We start from the raw sequence: 16,016 nt of genomic DNA on the forward strand, positions 1-16,016 counted from the left end.
GGAGTTGATCGTCAGCTATCGAGCTTACCTCTTGAATGTCAGAAAAAGATACGTTATTTTCTGACGCATGAAGACGATCGCTGCCTCTGTTCCAGACCGGGTCATGAAGCGTGTCCGCGCCAGCGGACGCGGTAGCGTCTTTACGCCCAGCGATTTCCTGACCGTCGCCGTCCGCTCTTCCGTCGACCAAGCTCTCTCCCGACTGGTCAAGGGCGGCCAGCTTCGTCGCCTTGCGCGCGGGCTGTACGATTATCCCAAGCTGCATCCGAAGCTTGGCCCCCTTTCACCAACTCCCGATGATGTCGCGCAGGCGCTCGCTCGCGAGACCGGCTCGCAGGTGCAGATTGCCGGCGCGCGGGCAGCCAACGCGCTCGGTCTTTCGACGCAGGTCCCCGCTCAGAGCACCTATCTGACCGATGGCCCGTCGAGACGCGTCGTGCTGGGAAAGCGTGTCGTCGATCTTCGCCACGCCTCGCCCAAGCATCTGATCGCTCCGGGCAGCCCTGCCGGTACGGTGGTTCAGGCGCTTCGCCATGTGGGACCTGTGCGAGCCGCCGACGTCGCGCAGATCGCGGCGCGCAGGCTCTCAGCCAACGACAAGAAGACGCTGGCCTCCACCGCCATGCAGGCACCCGCCTGGATGCGTCCGACACTCGTCTCGATTGCAAACGCAGCGTCGGCGAATGTCGATGGATAAGGTTGCCCTGCTTCCCACCGACGATCGTGCTGCCCTTTTCGGGGAAACCGGCGCCCGTCGGGGCGTCGCCGACACCATCATCGAAAAGGACTTCTGGGTCTGCTGGAGCCTGAGGCGCCTTTTCGGCCTGCCCAAGGGCGCAACAGCGTCCCTGGTCTTCAAGGGCGGTACGTCGCTTTCAAAAGCGTTCGACGCCATCCACCGTTTCTCGGAAGACATCGATCTATCTTTTGATCGGGCCGAACTCGGATACACCGGCGACCGCGATCCCGAGAAAGATGGGATCTCTAGGAAGCAAGCTGCGCGGCTGATCGAAGATCTGGTTGGCGACGTCGAGCGTCACATCGCGGAGAACCTGCTCCCGGCGCTCCGCGCCGCGATCGTAGAACAGCTCGGCGAGCCGACCAACGGCGAGTGGACGCTAGAGATCGATGCCGGCGACGCCCAGACGGTCAACTTTCATTATCCGACGGCGCTGCCCGTTACCGAATATGAAGGCATGGCCTATATCACCCCACGCGTGAAGCTCGAACTCGGCGCGCGGGGCGATCCCTGGCCGACCGAAGAGCAAGCCATTCGCCCCTATGCGGCCGAAGATTATCCCGACTTTTTCGAGCATTCCGACACCAGCGTGACGGTGCTGTCAGCCCGGCGCACCTTTTGGGAAAAGGCGACCGCACTTCATGCGGAAGCGCACCGTCCGGCGGATTCACCCACGCCGCAATATTTCTCGCGGCACTATTATGATCTCGCCATGCTCCTCGATACGGAGGAAGGCAAAGCCGCGACGACAGATATCGATTTGTTGGCGCAGGTGGCCAAACACAAGGCAACTTTCTTCCGCTCCGGCTGGGCCAGCTATGACAGCGCGCGGCCAGGAACGCTGCGGCTCGTGCCCGATGCGGCGCGCATTAAAGATTTGCGGGCCGATTACCGAGATATGGCACCGATGATGTTCGACAAATCGCCGCCTCTGTTCGACGACATACTTGCGAAGATCGCAATAATACAAGAAATAATAAACGCATAGCGCGAAACAACTACTCCGGGGGATTGATCATTTCGATACTTATCACTGATCTGCGTGGAGCTGACGATCTCGTGGAGTGTCTTCGAGCGCGCCCTCGCTTGTTGCACTTTTCAGATCACAGTGCCCTCAGCCAACCGCCCGCGAACATATCTGCTGGGCGTGTTGGAGATAGACGGAGGGTTGCTTGACGCCGCAAACCATCGCTCGGCTATTGGCATCCATGAACGCGGGTCGCCTTTTGGTGGTCTGCGGTGCCGGCCTCTCCATGGCGCCCCCCAGCAGCCTCCCATCTGCGCGATCGGTAGCCGCGCAGAGACTGGCCCTTTCGGCCCCATCCCCGGATCGGAGCCATATTGGTCTTGATCCAGGTTTCGTCGATGAACACCAGACGGGAGGGATCAAGCCGGAATTGCCAGCTCTTCCAGCGCTCACGCCGACGGGCGACGTCCCGGCGCGCCTGTTCCAGCGCGAACAGAGTTTTTTTTGAAGCTGAGGCCCTCGCGGCGCAAGTACTGCCACACCGTATCGTGCGACACTTTCACACCACGCGCCGCAAGTTCAGCTTTCAGCCCGTGCAGCGTCAGGTGCGGGGTTTGCTTGATCCGTTCAATGATAAATGTTCGGTGCGGTTCCAGAAGCCGTTTGCGGTGCCCACCTGTCTTGCCCGGTGCAACGCTCCCGTTCACACGGTAACGCTGATGCCACTTGACCACAGAGGACACCGCAATCCCGAACCGTTCAGCAACCGCGCGGGTACGCGCCCCAGCCTCAACGGCACAAACAACACGCTCTCGAAGATCGTTGGAATAAGCTCGCGTCATGCTTGCTGGCCTCCTGTCCCAGCAAGCATCCTGAATCATAATTCGCTCAAAAAGGGAATCCCAATTCGATTCAATCAAAGACTGAAAGAGTCTAGGGTTCAACCGGTGTGTCACCCGGCAAGCCCCACTCCGCCCAGGAACCGCCATAGACCGCAACGTCGTCCTTTCCGGCGAGATGCATGCCGAAAACCAGCGCGCTCGCCGTGACCCCCGAACCGCATGAGGCAATTGTGGGTTTTGACATGTCAAGGCCGGCCTCGCGGAACAGCGCTTCGATTTCCACGACCTGTTTCAGCTTTCCTGTTTCAGGATTTGTGAGCAGGTTGAAAGGCAAGTTAAGGCTCCCGGGGATATGGCCAGAGCGCAGGCCAATGCGCGCCTCTTTTTCTGTGGCGGTGAAGCGGGCTGCCGACCTCGCATCAATCACAGCGCGCCCACCTGTGCCGATGTTCTGAAGCACATCAGCCTTGGAGACAACGCGGTTGGTGTCGAATTTCGCATTGAATGATCCGGGCCTCACAGCAGGCATTTCAGCGGTGACCGTCCGACCTTCTGCAATCCACGCTTTAAGACCGCCATCCAAGATGGCGACGCGTTCGTGACCAAATACTCGAAAGGTCCACCAGACGCGCGCAGCCGACATCAAGCCGGGCGTATCGTAGACGACGACAAAACTGTCATAAGACACCCCAAGCGCTTCAATCGATTTTTCAAAATCGGACGATGAGGGCAGCATGTGCGGGAGGGAGGACGAATGATCGGCGATGGCATCGATGTCGAAGAAACGAGCTCCTGGGATGTGGCGAACTTCGTAATCCTCCCTCGCGGTGGGTGTGACCCCTGGAAGCTTAAATGAGCCATCAACAACTACGACTTTATCGGCATCAAGATGCCGGGCAAGCCATTCAGTGGAAACTATAGATCCGGTAAGGGACATTACTGAATCTTTCAGTAATTTAAGCGGATGGTGCGAGATGTCGCAAAGCACTATGCAGTGTGGCCGACGCGAATACTTTTTTTCTGTCTCTTCATTTATTTCATTACGGTAATGGGGAGCCTAAAAATTTTCCTTTGGCCATTAAGCCAATCAGTCCGTTCGGCGTTGATGGCGAACTTACCCGGTGCGCCCTGCAACAGCTCGCCGCGCAGCAGTTTTGGCTCGGCGCGAAACGAAGTAAAAAAGTATAGACCCTACACTTGCTTTTCGAACTCGGGCACGATCGCGAACAGATCACCGACAAGACCATAATCGGCGATCTGGAAGATGGGCGCGTCCGCGTCCTTGTTGATGGCGACAATGATGCGGCTGTCGCTCATTCCCGCGAGATGCTGGATGGCTCCGGAGATGCCGATGGCGATGTAGAGTTCGGGGGCGACGATCTTGCCGGTCTGCCCGACCTGCCAGTCGTTGGGGGCATAGCCCGCATCGACCGCGGCGCGCGAGGCACCCACGGCCGCGCCGAGCTTGTCGGCCAGCGGTAGGATCACCTCTTCGAACTTCTCTTTCGAGCCCAGCGCCCGTCCGCCGGAGACGACGATCCTGGCCGCCGTGAGTTCGGGGCGGTCGGACTTGGCGGTGATGTTTTCCACGAATTTTGAAAGGCTTGGGTCTGTTGCCGCGGAAACTGATTCAACTGCTGCGTTGCCGCCTTCTGAGGCTGCTGTGAAGCTCGCGGTGCGGATAGTCAGCACCTTTTTCGCCTCGGACGTCTCGACCGTCTGGATGGCATTGCCGGCATAGGTGGGGCGCTTGAAGGTGTTGGGGCTGATCACTTCCATCACTTCGGAGACCTGCATCACATCGAGCAGGGCTGCAACCCGCGGCATGACGTTCTTGCCATTGGTCGTGGCCGGGGCGATGAAGCAATCGTAATTGTCCTTGAGGGCGAGAATGGTCGCCGCCAGCGGCTCGGCCATGTGGTGTTCCAGCGCATCGCCCTCAGCGAGCAGCACCTTGCGCACGCCATTGAGCTTTGCGGCGGCATCGGCCACGCTCTTTGCCCCCTTGCCCGCCACCAGGATGTCGATCTCCCCGCCAATCGCCAGCGCGGCATTCAGCGCCTTGGCGGTCTGCTCGGACAGGGTCTTGTTGTCGTGTTCGGCAATCAGAAGAATGGTCATGCGAGAGTTCCCTAAAATGCGCCAGCGGCCTTGAGCTTTTCGACGAGCGTTGCTACGTCCGGCACCATCTCGCCGGCCTGACGGCCCTTGGGCGCCTCGGTCTTCTTCGCCTTCAGCCTTGGATTCGTATCGACGCCGTAATCGGCCGCACTCTTTTCGTCGAGCGGCTTCTTCTTGGCCTTCATGATATTGGGCAGGCTGGCATAGCGCGGTTCATTCAGTCTCAGGTCGGTGGTCACGATGGCCGGCAGCTTCAACTTGGCCTTCTGCAATCCGCCATCGACCTCGCGGGTGACCACGACGCTGCCAGCGCCAAGATCGACTTCTGAGGCAAAGGTCCCCTGTCCCCAGCCCAGCAATGCCGCCAGCATCTGCCCGGTCTGGTTGCTGTCGTCGTCGATCGCCTGCTTGCCGAGGATCACCAGATCGGGCTTCTCTTCAGCAACAATGCCCTTCAGGATCTTGGCCACAGCCAGCGGCTCCACATCGCCCTCGGCCTTCACCAGCACCGCCCGGTCCGCGCCCATGGCCAGAGCCGTCCTCAACGTCTCGGCGCTCTTGTCCGAGCCGATCGAGATCACCACAACTTCTTCCGCCTTGCCGGCCTCCTTCAGCCGCAGGGCCTCCTCGACCGCAATCTCGTCGAACGGGTTCATGCTCATCTTGACGTTATTCAGCTCAACACCTGAACCGTCCGACTTCACACGCACATTCACGTTGTAGTCGACAACCCGCTTAACGGGGACCAAAATCTTGCTAATCATACTAAACCTCAAGAACCCTTCCGAACCGGTTCCGGCCGGCGCACCTTGGGGCCTTTCCCCTTTTTATAGATCATCACCGTCCGAACAAATTCGATGACAATTTCTCCGTCCTGATTATATCCAGTCGTTTTGACTGACATGATTCCCGCGTTTTCATGCTTGGCGGACTCTCGGAGGCTGACAACTTCAGACTCACTGTAGATTGTATCGCCTTCAAAAGCGGGAGATGGTAACCTAACGTCCTGCCACCCCAGATTTGTCATCACATTGGGCGTCAAATCGGCAACCGACTGCCCCGTCACCAAGGCAAGGGTAAATGTGCTGTTAAATGGAACATTTTGATGCCCGGCCGCTTTGACAAAGTCGTGATTAAGATGCAACGGAGCAGGATTTTGGGTCAGCAGCGTAAACATCATGTTGTCGTAGGTGGTCACTGTGCGGGCACTGCGGTGCTTGCACACATCACCAACTGTAAAATCTTCGAAAAAGCGGTCGCGCCACTCAATATCGGTCACAAAAATTACCTCACTTCGCTGAAATCGGATCACTGATGCTTCTGCCACCACAGGCAACCAACGTCTGCCCAGTGATGTATCCGCTTTCGTCGGATGCCAGGAACGCAACGAGTGCCGAAACGTCCTGCACAGTGCCCGCCCGCCCAACCGGAATTGCCTCGAGAACACGCTGCATGATTTCAGGCGGCAAGGATCTGGCCATCGGCGTGTCGATAAAGCCCGGCGCGACGCAATTGACCGTAATTCCGTGCGGGGCAAGAGCCAGCGCTAGCGCTCGCGAATATCCCACGATACCGCCTTTCGCCGCACTGTATCCCGAAGAACCGAAATTTCCCAACCAGGCCCGCGACGCCAAGGAGATGATCCGACCGCGTCCTTCCTGTTTCATGTAAGGGGTAACCGCCTCGATCAACCGGATCGGGCCGATCAGATTGACGGCAATGAGCGTCCGAAACAGGTCATCAGACATTTTTTGAAAGCGGGCGTCTTTGAGAAAACCGCTACAGTTAATCAGTAGACTAATGCCGCCAAAGGCGTCTAAAGCGCGCGCGGTCAGGGCGACCGCGAAATCTGGATCGGTAATATTTCCCGCACTGCAGATAATTTTGCCGGGCAGGTCTTTCAGTTCATCTGCGGCAGAGGCCAAGGCGCTTTCGCTCAAATCAGTGGCAAGCACTGATATGCCCTTCGCGACGAGAGTCTGAAGGATTTCCCTGCCGATACCACCGCCAGCGCCGGTCAAGATGGCAGAATTCAACGGTCCAGTCATGGATGCAACCGGCCGACGTCCGCCCCCTGCATGGCAAAAATCTCCTGTCCGTTTATCGCGGATCCCGATGATCCAGCCAGAACGGAAATCAGCGCTGCGACAGGGGCAATGCTATCACTTTCGTTATCAACACCAAGGTCCGATGAATACATAATCGTATTCCAGCTCCCACCGACTTTCTTGAGTTCAAGTGACAAAGTCCGGCCAAGACTGAGCATCGCTCCGGCAAGCGCGGAATTCAGCAAATCATCTTTTTGTCCCATTGCAGCAGCTCCACGCAAAAGCACCACGAACCTCGGCGCGTTACCAGAATCTTCAAAAACTGCAGCGGTTGACTTGGTTATGGAAAATAACTCGGCCAGCCGCGATTCCAGCGCCAACAATGTGGAATCTAACGGACTGAGAGCGGGTACCAAGACCACCAGTGACCAGCCTGACACGTCACCGCCCAACGACTTCACGATAAGGTCAGTCTCCTCAAATCTACGTATTTCCAAATCGAAATTAATATCGAACAGATGGTCTCTTAGCCCGCACACCTCCTGACCACCCGTGATGATAAGCCCACGCTTTGAACTCATACCGACATGACCACGACGCTGACAGCTCCCCCGTCTGTTCCGGCAACCGTCCCACCTTTGCAGTAGGCCAGCGCGAGTTTTGCGTCTTCAACCTGTCGCGCACCCGCCTGGCCCGTCAATTGCCAATAGAGTTCGCACACCTGCGCCATACCTGTTGCACCTACAGGATGCCCCCTAGACAATAAGCCTCCGCTTGGGTTCACAGGAAGTTGACCACCTATCGAAGTCTTCCCTGACTCTGTCCAGCGCGCCCCTTCTCCTGTTGGTATCAGATCCAAGCCTTCCATACGCACAATCTCAGCAATGGAAAAACAATCGTGCATTTCGACAAAATCGATGTCCGCAGGATCAATTGAGGCCATTTGGTAAGCCAGACGTCCGGCACGACGAGAGATATCCTCTTCGTTGATGTCACCTGTGCCGGCACGCAAAGTACCGCTTACCAGCGCCACCCCACGAACCTCCGGCCGCTTTTCCGTGATGCCCAGCTTCGCCAGTCCTTTCTCGGAACAAACGATGGCGGCTGCGGCACCGTCACTGATCGGGCTGCAATCAAGAAGTCCCAGCGGATCCGCAATGGGACGAGCATGCAACACTTCATCCAACGAAATCGCATGCTGATACTGAGCATAGGGGTTATGTTGGGAATGCGCATGATTTTTCACCACTACAGCAGCAATTTGCTCACGGGTAGCGTTGTGGTCATGCATGTAACGACGCGCACTCATCGCGTGCCCTGCCGTCATGATGTAGCCATGCATGGCGTCGAGATCATTGGCGTCTGGCGCGACCCCACCCTTGACTCGATCGGTCATTTTCTCAACACCGATCACAAGGACTATGTCGTAAAGCCCGGCACTAATTGCGGTCCATGCCTCACGAAGCGCCGTCGCGCCACTGGCGCAGTAGTTCTCATGGTTACTGACCGGCAGCCCACCCAGCCCTAATTCTGTTGCAATGCGTTGACCGGCAACGGGACCGCCGAATACATGCCCGACAAAAACAGCCTCGATATCCTTGCGAGATACCCCGCAATCTTTCATGGCGTTTCGAGCTGCGCCTGTCGCGAGCTTTTCAAGCGTAATTTCTGGTGCAAATTTGCCGAAGCGGACCATGCCAGCGCCGACTATCAAGGTTTTAGGCATCTACTTCGCCCTCCGCTTTCTTGTCTGGTTCAAATGCATAGCCGATGACTTCCACCTCACCGTCCTGCATTACCTTGCGAATTTTTAGTGTGACTGGCATGCCTATGCGCAATAGCTCTGGATCCTCATCAACCTGGGCCAGCACCCGAACCCCATCTGCCAGATCAACATATGCAAGGCTATATGGGGTTTTGCGGCCCGCTGGTGCCTGCCGAATTACCGTGAAGCTATAGACCCGCCCATCAGGCGACAACAAGATAGGGGCTTCGACTTCGTCGGCACCACAGGCGGGACAGAAATCTCGCGCAGGAAACGTTTCGACGGAACAAGTTTTGCAGCGTGAACCAATAAGTTTAGGCGGGTTGACCTCGAACAGCCCCTCTCGCATCACCCTAGTAGGCACCTCGATTTTACTCATTGCAGTCGTAGCCTCCTCGACTCTTAGCGGCACGCAACGGGCGCGCTCGACCAATTGGCCAATACAATTAGGCATAGGTTACACAACTTGCTGTTCGTGGTGACCTAGTCAATAAAGCATAACTGCTAAACACAAGCGGCCGATGACCGGGATGCTATATCGACGGTGGCGGACGCGTTTGGATTGGCCTGACTGACTGCCGCGCAATTTCAAGTGGTGATTACTTAACATTCTGGAGAAAGCGATGAAAGCAGTCGTGGTTCGCGAGCCGGGTGATGTTGATAGCATGCAGTTTATCGACGTTCCAATTCCCAAGATTGGCCCGAAAAACCTCCTGATTAAAATCGCCAGCAGTGGGGTCTGCTACCACGATGTTTTGGTCAGGAAGGGCGTAATCAAGCATGGGGTGCAGATGCCGCTGATACTTGGACACGAGATCGCAGGAACCATCGTCGATGTGGGGTCTGACGCTGGAGGCTTCAAATCTGGTGATCGAGTGGCAACAACACAACGTTATCATATTTGCGGGCATTGCCACCATTGCCGCACAAATCACGAACCGCTGTGCGAGGAAAAGAAGTTCCTCGGCGACTATGGGATGTTTGGTGGGTACGCAGAGTATGTCTCCGTCGAACACGACAATGTGGCGCTGATACCTGAGGGTGTGGGTTTCGACGACGCCGCGGTCACAGCATGCACAATTGGAAGTGTTTACAACGCCTTAAGAGACGTTGGGAACGTCAAGATCGGAGAAACTGTGCTGATCACAGGGGCGAGCGGTGGTTTGGGCACCCAGGCCGTGCAAATTGCGCGTGCCCAAGGCGCGTGGGTAATTGCTCAAACGAGTGCGCCAGAAAAAGCGGCGATGCTCGAAGAATTGGGGGGGCACAAGATCGTCGTTCACGGTCGGGGCGAGCCGTTCAGCGATCAAATACTCAAGCTGACCGGCGGAGTTGGCGTGGACGTCGTTCTGGACAATATCGGGACCCCCGTTTTTGAATCCGTCCGACGGTCTTTGAGGACAGGAGGCCGATGGATATCTGTGGGCCAGCTAACAGGAGATTTTGTACAGTTCAACCCGGCGCAGCTCATACTCAAGAACATATCGCTTCTAACTGCGACCTCAACAACACGGTTACAACTGGAACAATGCCTGCAACTCGTCAAACGTGGAATGGTCAAACCAACGATTGCTCAGATTTTGCCGCTTGATCGGGCAAGGCACGCCCATGATTTGATGGCTCAGGCAAAAATCACGGGACGGATCATTCTCAGGCCAGAGGCGTAACAACACGTCTCTAGCTATTCGACTGAAAAGCGCTACAATTCTTAGCTTGGATGAATGCTGATTTGTATAGCTGTGACCACAGAGCCAGAGATCGGAGAACGCGTCGTTGGAACTTAAACAACTCAAGTACTTCCTGGCCGTCATTGAATCAGGTAGCCAGGCAAAAGCCAGCGTTATGATGTCGGTAGCCCAGCCCGTGCTGTCACGGCATATCAGATACCTGGAAGATGAACTTTGTACGCAGTTACTTTACCGCAATGGCCGGGGCGTCATACTAACCGACTCTGGAGAAATTGTGGCCGAATATGCCCGCCAGATCATCAAGGCGACTGATAGCATACGCTCTGAGATGGAAATACTTAATGCCGAACCACGTGGCTCTGTAAGCGTCGGCATGCCGCCAACCTCGGGATCTGTGCTCGGTGTTCCCCTGGCCAAATGGGTGAAAGCCAACTATCCAAAGGTGTCCTTGCGCATTCAGGAAGGGTATAGCGGGCATGTGCTCGAGTGGCTGGCAACCGGCAAAGTCGATATCGCGATCATATACGATGCGCCCAAAACACCAATGGTTCTTTCCGAACCTCTGATTGAGGAGGAACTGCTGCTGATTGGCAAAAAGGGATTGGGTGAAGATGAACTCAGGAATGGGGTCACTTTGCAACAAATGGTCTCTTTGCCTATGATATTACCATCAAAACCACACGGACTTCGCATTCTGGTTGAAAGCTTTGCAATGGCAAATGGTGCAACGTTGAATGTCGAGTTCGAAATCGATGCCCTCTCCACATGCGTTCAGTCCGTCCAGCAAGGCCTAGGCTACACCATACTGCCTTTCGCAAGCGTCGCGGAATATGTTAGTTTAGGAGAGCTGTTTGTTGCACCGATAAAACCCAAGCTCTCACGCCAGCTCATGCTCGCAACTTCGACCCAACGCCCGGTGAGCAAGATCGCCCGCTCAATCATTGCGGCGGTTCACCAGATTGCCGATGAATTGACTGCAAAAGGGCTATGGGAAAGGTAATTAAAGGTACTTGGATTCCCTATTTGATGCCGGCCAAGCGCAAAATGCGATTGGCTCGATCTCTGACGGGTGCATCAATCATCTCGCCACCTATGTTCACCACCCCGTCCCCACTGGCTGCTACTTTTTGCGCCCAGGCGATTTCCGTCTCGGTGGGAAAAAAACCCTCCTTTACCAATTCGATTTGAGAGGGGTGAATACAAAGCTTGCCGCCAAAGCCGAGGGAAGCTGAATACGCCGCCTCAGCCCTCAGACCTTCCCCTCCCCGCATATCAGCAGTCACGCCGTCAATCGGACTGGGCAAACCCGCAAGTCTGGAGGCGAGAACGATGGCATGTCGGGCCGGCAGCAGCGCGTCCTTGTGAAGGTCGCAGCCCATGTCCGCCGCGTAATCAATCGAACCAAATGCCAATCGGTCCGCTTTCAGCGCTACTTGCTTTACGTTATCCAGCCCTTTGGCGGTTTCGATCAATGCAATCACTTCGATAGATCTAGAAATGAGCGACCTGAGCAAGGTAATCTGTCCGGCGTCTTCGGCTTTTGGCAATACCACGGCCAGAACCCCGGATTTTTCAACGGCCTTGGCGTCGTCCAACATCAGTCCGGTCGCTTCGGCGTTCACGCGTACTGCGAAACCACCGGGAAGCCTCTCCGAAACTGCCTTGCGGGCTATGTTTTTTCGCGCCAGAGCGACCGCGTCTTCCAGGTCAAGAATAACAAGATCGGCACCAGATGCAGCGGCTTTCGAAAACAGCTCGGGACGATCACCCGGGACAAACAAAGGGGCTATGCACGTTGCTGCAGACATCGGATCAGAACTCCACTTTTGCGCTAACAGCGGGGACCCCTTCGGCTCCGCAAGTCCAGAGTGCAACTTCGTGCGCCGACAGCAATCTCCCAAATTGATGCAGGTTATCGCCATCATACATCGGACGCTCAGCGCGAAAGCTGAAAGATTTAAGCTTTCTGCCATCAAGCCAGTCGTCCACAGCATTCATCAGCAATGTGGCCTGTAACGGTGCCTGAACCACCAGCCCCGGATAACGTTCAACATCAACAGCATAGTCTCTGTCGTAGTGAATCCGGTGAGAATTGAATGTGAGGGCCGAATAGCGGAAGAGCAGAACCGTATCCGCCTTCATTTCACGATGAAGAATTACGTCCTCTGGTGGATCCCACTGAGTGGGTGACGGAACGAAGTTCGAGGTGGAGGCCTCTCTATAGACTATCGTTTGCTGTTCGGTGATGGCGCGGCCACGCGAGGTATCAACCTGGTGATCGACCCGAACAAAGCAGAGCGCACCGCTCCTACCTTCTTTGAAGTCAATGCTGGCCACTTCAGAGCGAATTCTTACTTCGTCTCCTACTCTCAGGCGATCGTGAAAGTTCAGGTCGCCTGCTGCCCACATTCGGCGCGGCAAAGGCACTGGGGGAAGAAAGCCTCCTTTCTTCGGATGCCCATCAGGTCCCAATTCGCTCGTCGGCGTCAGTAACGCGCCCAAAGCCCAATGGACCGCCAGAGGTGCCGGAGTACCAAGCGGCAAATCCACTTCATTCCGATCGAATGTGGCACAGAAGCGGGCAACTAATCCTTGCGACAAAACATCGGTCGTTTGCTGAGAACGACCAACCCATGATTTCAGCTCATCAATGCCCATCTCCGCTGATCCTCAAGCCTTCTCTACTTCAAAAAGATCGGGCATGCGAAGCTTGTGGACCTTGCCGGTCGCTGTAAGCGGAAGTTCGTCGGCCTGTAAAAACTTGTAATATCGCGGCACCTTATACCCCGAAAGCAATTTTGGCAGTTCGGCGCGTAGTCGCCTTTCGATCTGGTCGGATTCGTCCAGTGAATGCGGTACAATCACAACAGCGACCGCCTCCTCCCGAACGGCGTCGGGAACCCCAACGACAAAGGCGTCTCTTATTCCCGACTGCGCCTTGATGACGGCTTCAATTTCGGCTGGCGCGACATTTATGCCGTTCGTTTTTATCAGTTCCTTCAGACGCCCGGCAAAGTACAGAAACCCATCTTCATCGTAATATCCAAGATCTCCGGTTCGGAAGTAGCCATCCTTGGTGAAGGCCGCTTGGTTTTTGTCCTCGTCTTTATAATAGCCGATCGTCACTGGATATTTGTTCTGGATTTCGCCTACCGTTCCGGTCGGACATGTTTCCAAAGTTTCCGGGTTTGCGACGCGTTGGACCACGCATTCCAGCGGGCGCCCGATGGAAGCGATCACTTTTTCCGGTGGATCCAGTCTTCCATCAGTAACGTTGCAATTCCCATAGCCTTCGGTGAAGCCATACATGTGACATATCTCGGTGGCGCCTAACTCCTGAATTGCTTTGAATTGTTCGGGGGTGCCTGTCATCACGCCGGACCGCAGCGAACTGAGATCGAAAAGACCCTTGTTCGGATGATATGCGAGCGCCTGAACCATATTGCCCATGCCATAAAACAAAGTGCACCGCTCACGCTCAATGAGCGAGAGAGCTTGCTCGGGATCAAAGTGGCTTTGCAGCACCAGACAAGCACCGTGAGTAAGGCTATTGAATAGGGCATTTTCGCAACCGAAACCCCAAAACAGGGAAACCGCCATCCAGATCCGGTCTCCGGGGACGGCGTGCATGCGGTTACCAAGATACCACATGTTTTCAATCAACGGCGCGTTCTGGATTTGCACACCTTTCGGCGTCGAAGTTGATCCCGAAGTATATATCAGAAAGCAGATTGTTTCCGGTGTGACTTGCCCCATCGCAGCTGTGTAGGCCTGATCGGATTGGGCGGATCCGAGAGCAGAAATCTCGTCAAAGGACCTGCTCCCAACGCAGCACTCTTGTTCAACGTGAATAAAGGCTTTCAATTTGGGTAAGGAGCCGCGAAGGTTCTCGAGAATTTCGGTGTAGTCAGCCTTTAGATATTTTCCTGCATAGATAATTGCAGCAGCGTCGGAGTGCGCTAGGATATAGCCTATTTCGGGCTCCCTGCCCCACGTATTGACTGCCACCATCACAGCACGAATGCTCGATATCGCCAAGGCGCCGATGATCCACTCGGGACGATTGCCCATCAGTATCGCAACGTGATCTCCCGGCTTGATACCAGCGGCGAGCAGGCCCTTGGCAAAATCTCTTACTGATTTTGCGAGGTCGCCGAAGCTGTAGGTTTGACCTTCCCAGACGATTGCATCCAAATTTGTGTAGGCGAGCGCCTGCTCCTCAATCAGTGCAGGAATTGTTCTCGCCTTTGGCATTGTCAATTTTGGAATTGAATTCATCATTGGTCCTAGGAAATTTCTCTTCTTGTAGGCTAAACCTGCACAAAGTGCGTGCACGACATTCAAGTTTATATACCGGGCAGCCCCCGTTAGTCGGCACGACTGAGCGCATAACAGATATTCTCGTTTTGCGCGCGCCTTGAGAGACCTCCCCAAAAATGTAAAATGGCCCGAAGGCGTTTTTCCGCAGACATAGCAGATAGCACAAAAACCTACCTTCAGACTGAGCAACTGGGCCGGTAGGTTGGGCAACGCGCTAAATGCAGAGTAGGAACTCCCAATATGGACAATAAGGGCGGATCAGTCGATTTTCCTAAAGCTCAGAAAGACACAACGGACATTAGCGATGCGGTGGCTGCATTGTGTTCAAACTTCCCCAACGAATACTGGCGTGAGGTTGATCGTGATCGCCGGTACCCAAGCGAATTTGTGGAGGCCATGACGAAGGCGGGTTACCTGGCAGCTTTAATTCCGGAAGAGTATGGCGGCTCAGGTCTGGGAATTACTGAGTCCGCAGCAATCCTCGAAACCGTTCACGCAAACGGCGGCAACGGTGGAGCCTGTCACGCCCAGATGTATGTGATGGGTATAATACTGCGCCATGGAACCGAAGAACAGAAGCAGAAATGGCTACCCAAGATTGCAGACGGCAGCCTGCGGTTGCAAGCATTCGGGGTGACCGAACCAACTGCGGGAACCGACACAACGTCCATCAAGACAACTGCGGTAAGAAATGGCAATAAGTACGTCATCAACGGACAAAAAATTTGGACTTCCCGCGCGGAACATTCCGACCTCATGATTTTGCTTGCACGGACCACTCCCAAGGCAGAAGTCAAGAAACGGTCTGAAGGGCTGTCGGTGTTTCTGGTGGACATGCGTGAGGCCCGCAGAAACGGCCTGGAAATACGTCCAATTCGCACAATGATGAACCACGCCACCACTGAAATATTCTTTGACAACATGGAAGTGCCTGCTGAAAACTTGATTGGCGAAGAAGGTAAGGGGTTCAAATACGTGCTGGACGGCATGAATGCAGAACGTCTTCTTGTAGCCTCAGAGTGCATTGGCGACGCCGCTTGGTTCATCGGCAAAGCCGCTGCCTATTCCAAAGAGCGCATCGTGTTTGATCGACCAATTGGGCAAAATCAGGGTGTTCAGTTCCCCATTTCCAGGGCCTATGTGGAAGCGTCCGCCGCTCGTTTGATGGTGTACAAGGGCGCAGAGCTGTACGACTCCCACATAGCCTGTGGCAAGGAAGCCAATATGGCCAAACTTCTCGCATCGGAAGCAGCCTGGAAGGCGGCAGAGGCCTGTCTTCAGACTCATGGAGGTTTCGGCTTTGCCGAGGAATACGACATTGAGCGGAAGTTCCGGGAAACAAGACTTTACCAAGTGGCCCCCATTTCAACCAACTTGATACTCACCTATGTCGGTGAGCACGTTCTGGGAATGCCACGTTCCTACTGAGACTATTGTGTCACCGGCGGCGTAAAAACCGGCCACGGGGCGGAGCAAAAGTCGGCCACTTTGGGCGCAGGCATGAGGCCCGCGGGAGGGCGTAGCCC

At 55.4% G+C, this 16,016-nt stretch carries 16 protein-coding genes and 1 pseudogene; 5 read left to right on the forward strand and 12 right to left on the reverse strand.

The window, feature by feature from the left end:
* Positions 1–103 precede the first annotated feature (103 nt).
* Together HQ843_RS25405 and HQ843_RS25410 are read left to right on the forward strand one after the other, a co-directional pair.
* Entirely contained in the window at positions 104–697 is a 594-nt protein-coding gene (locus HQ843_RS25405) for a DUF6088 family protein (RefSeq protein WP_180900590.1), read from the forward strand.
* Complete coding sequence (locus HQ843_RS25410; RefSeq protein WP_180900589.1) at positions 690–1,727, forward strand: nucleotidyl transferase AbiEii/AbiGii toxin family protein; 1,038 nt, start codon at positions 690–692, stop codon at positions 1,725–1,727. Before HQ843_RS25405 ends, HQ843_RS25410 begins: the two co-directional genes overlap by 8 nt.
* 286 nt (positions 1,728–2,013) lie before the next feature.
* Here HQ843_RS25410 and HQ843_RS25415 read toward each other — a convergent pair.
* The 9 genes and pseudogenes from HQ843_RS25415 to HQ843_RS25455 all read right to left on the reverse strand — a co-directional run.
* Positions 2,014–2,548 (reverse strand): annotated as a pseudogene (locus HQ843_RS25415) (helix-turn-helix domain-containing protein); the annotation flags it as partial.
* Positions 2,549–2,639: 91 nt separating this feature from the next.
* Positions 2,640–3,485 (reverse strand): 3-mercaptopyruvate sulfurtransferase, encoded by an 846-nt coding sequence (gene sseA, locus HQ843_RS25420; protein ID WP_180900588.1) that lies wholly within the window; start codon positions 3,483–3,485, stop codon positions 2,640–2,642.
* Positions 3,486–3,739: 254 nt separating this feature from the next.
* Positions 3,740–4,669, reverse strand: a complete 930-nt coding sequence (locus tag HQ843_RS25425) for an electron transfer flavoprotein subunit alpha/FixB family protein (RefSeq protein WP_180900587.1) — start codon at positions 4,667–4,669, stop codon at positions 3,740–3,742.
* An 11-nt stretch (positions 4,670–4,680) separates the two neighbouring features.
* Positions 4,681–5,433 (reverse strand): electron transfer flavoprotein subunit beta/FixA family protein, encoded by a 753-nt coding sequence (locus HQ843_RS25430; protein ID WP_180900586.1) that lies wholly within the window; start codon positions 5,431–5,433, stop codon positions 4,681–4,683.
* Between the two features lie 8 nt (positions 5,434–5,441).
* Positions 5,442–5,948, reverse strand: a complete 507-nt coding sequence (locus tag HQ843_RS25435; protein ID WP_180900585.1) for a MaoC family dehydratase — start codon at positions 5,946–5,948, stop codon at positions 5,442–5,444.
* A gap of 10 nt (positions 5,949–5,958) precedes the next feature.
* Entirely contained in the window at positions 5,959–6,705 is a 747-nt protein-coding gene (locus HQ843_RS25440) for an SDR family NAD(P)-dependent oxidoreductase (RefSeq protein ID WP_180900584.1), read from the reverse strand.
* Between the two features lie 8 nt (positions 6,706–6,713).
* Positions 6,714–7,298 (reverse strand): hypothetical protein, encoded by a 585-nt coding sequence (locus tag HQ843_RS25445; protein ID WP_180900583.1) that lies wholly within the window; start codon positions 7,296–7,298, stop codon positions 6,714–6,716.
* Entirely contained in the window at positions 7,295–8,443 is a 1,149-nt protein-coding gene (locus tag HQ843_RS25450) for a thiolase family protein (protein WP_180900582.1), read from the reverse strand. The genes HQ843_RS25445 and HQ843_RS25450 overlap by 4 nt, the downstream gene beginning before the upstream one ends.
* Positions 8,436–8,861 (reverse strand): Zn-ribbon domain-containing OB-fold protein, encoded by a 426-nt coding sequence (locus HQ843_RS25455; RefSeq protein WP_180900581.1) that lies wholly within the window; start codon positions 8,859–8,861, stop codon positions 8,436–8,438. Before HQ843_RS25455 ends, HQ843_RS25450 begins: the two co-directional genes overlap by 8 nt.
* 244 nt (positions 8,862–9,105) lie before the next feature.
* On the opposite strand from HQ843_RS25455, the gene HQ843_RS25460 reads away from it, so the two are divergent.
* Together HQ843_RS25460 and HQ843_RS25465 are read left to right on the forward strand one after the other, a co-directional pair.
* A complete protein-coding gene (locus HQ843_RS25460; protein WP_180900580.1) occupies positions 9,106–10,149 on the forward strand; it encodes a quinone oxidoreductase family protein in 1,044 nt (347 codons plus the stop codon).
* 106 nt (positions 10,150–10,255) lie between these two features.
* Complete coding sequence (locus HQ843_RS25465; protein WP_180900579.1) at positions 10,256–11,170, forward strand: LysR substrate-binding domain-containing protein; 915 nt, start codon at positions 10,256–10,258, stop codon at positions 11,168–11,170.
* Positions 11,171–11,189: 19 nt separating this feature from the next.
* On the opposite strand, the gene HQ843_RS25470 is transcribed toward HQ843_RS25465, so the two are convergent.
* The 3 genes from HQ843_RS25470 to HQ843_RS25480 are packed head-to-tail and all read right to left on the reverse strand — an operon-like array spanning position 11,190 to position 14,451.
* A complete protein-coding gene (locus HQ843_RS25470; protein ID WP_180900578.1) occupies positions 11,190–11,978 on the reverse strand; it encodes an HpcH/HpaI aldolase/citrate lyase family protein in 789 nt (262 codons plus the stop codon).
* 4 nt (positions 11,979–11,982) lie between these two features.
* Positions 11,983–12,828 carry an FAS1-like dehydratase domain-containing protein gene (locus tag HQ843_RS25475; protein ID WP_180900577.1) on the reverse strand — a complete coding sequence of 282 codons (846 nt, stop codon included), beginning with the start codon at positions 12,826–12,828 and terminating at the stop codon, positions 11,983–11,985.
* A 12-nt stretch (positions 12,829–12,840) separates the two neighbouring features.
* The gene (locus HQ843_RS25480) at positions 12,841–14,451 is read right to left on the reverse strand and encodes a class I adenylate-forming enzyme family protein (protein WP_180903350.1); all 1,611 of its coding nucleotides are present in this window, start codon (positions 14,449–14,451) and stop codon (positions 12,841–12,843) included.
* A gap of 279 nt (positions 14,452–14,730) precedes the next feature.
* On the opposite strand from HQ843_RS25480, the gene HQ843_RS25485 reads away from it, so the two are divergent.
* Entirely contained in the window at positions 14,731–15,918 is a 1,188-nt protein-coding gene (locus HQ843_RS25485) for an acyl-CoA dehydrogenase family protein (RefSeq protein WP_180900575.1), read from the forward strand.
* Positions 15,919–16,016 lie beyond the last annotated feature (98 nt).

Source organism: Martelella sp. NC20 (assembly GCF_013459645.1).
Taxonomy (GTDB): domain Bacteria; phylum Pseudomonadota; class Alphaproteobacteria; order Rhizobiales; family Rhizobiaceae; genus Martelella.

Coding starts and splice junctions, on each gene's coding strand:
- HQ843_RS25480 (WP_180903350.1), bottom strand. CDS start 14,451: ATGATGAATTCAATTCCAAAATTGACAATGCCAAAGGCGAGAACAATT.
- HQ843_RS25485 (WP_180900575.1), top strand. CDS start 14,731: ATGGACAATAAGGGCGGATCAGTCGATTTTCCTAAAGCTCAGAAAGAC.
- HQ843_RS25460 (WP_180900580.1), top strand. CDS start 9,106: ATGAAAGCAGTCGTGGTTCGCGAGCCGGGTGATGTTGATAGCATGCAG.
- HQ843_RS25475 (WP_180900577.1), bottom strand. CDS start 12,828: ATGGGCATTGATGAGCTGAAATCATGGGTTGGTCGTTCTCAGCAAACG.
- HQ843_RS25470 (WP_180900578.1), bottom strand. CDS start 11,978: ATGTCTGCAGCAACGTGCATAGCCCCTTTGTTTGTCCCGGGTGATCGT.
- HQ843_RS25450 (WP_180900582.1), bottom strand. CDS start 8,443: ATGCCTAAAACCTTGATAGTCGGCGCTGGCATGGTCCGCTTCGGCAAA.
- HQ843_RS25445 (WP_180900583.1), bottom strand. CDS start 7,298: ATGAGTTCAAAGCGTGGGCTTATCATCACGGGTGGTCAGGAGGTGTGC.
- HQ843_RS25430 (WP_180900586.1), bottom strand. CDS start 5,433: ATGATTAGCAAGATTTTGGTCCCCGTTAAGCGGGTTGTCGACTACAAC.
- HQ843_RS25455 (WP_180900581.1), bottom strand. CDS start 8,861: ATGAGTAAAATCGAGGTGCCTACTAGGGTGATGCGAGAGGGGCTGTTC.
- sseA (WP_180900588.1), bottom strand. CDS start 3,485: ATGTCCCTTACCGGATCTATAGTTTCCACTGAATGGCTTGCCCGGCAT.
- HQ843_RS25410 (WP_180900589.1), top strand. CDS start 690: ATGGATAAGGTTGCCCTGCTTCCCACCGACGATCGTGCTGCCCTTTTC.
- HQ843_RS25425 (WP_180900587.1), bottom strand. CDS start 4,669: ATGACCATTCTTCTGATTGCCGAACACGACAACAAGACCCTGTCCGAG.
- HQ843_RS25405 (WP_180900590.1), top strand. CDS start 104: ATGAAGCGTGTCCGCGCCAGCGGACGCGGTAGCGTCTTTACGCCCAGC.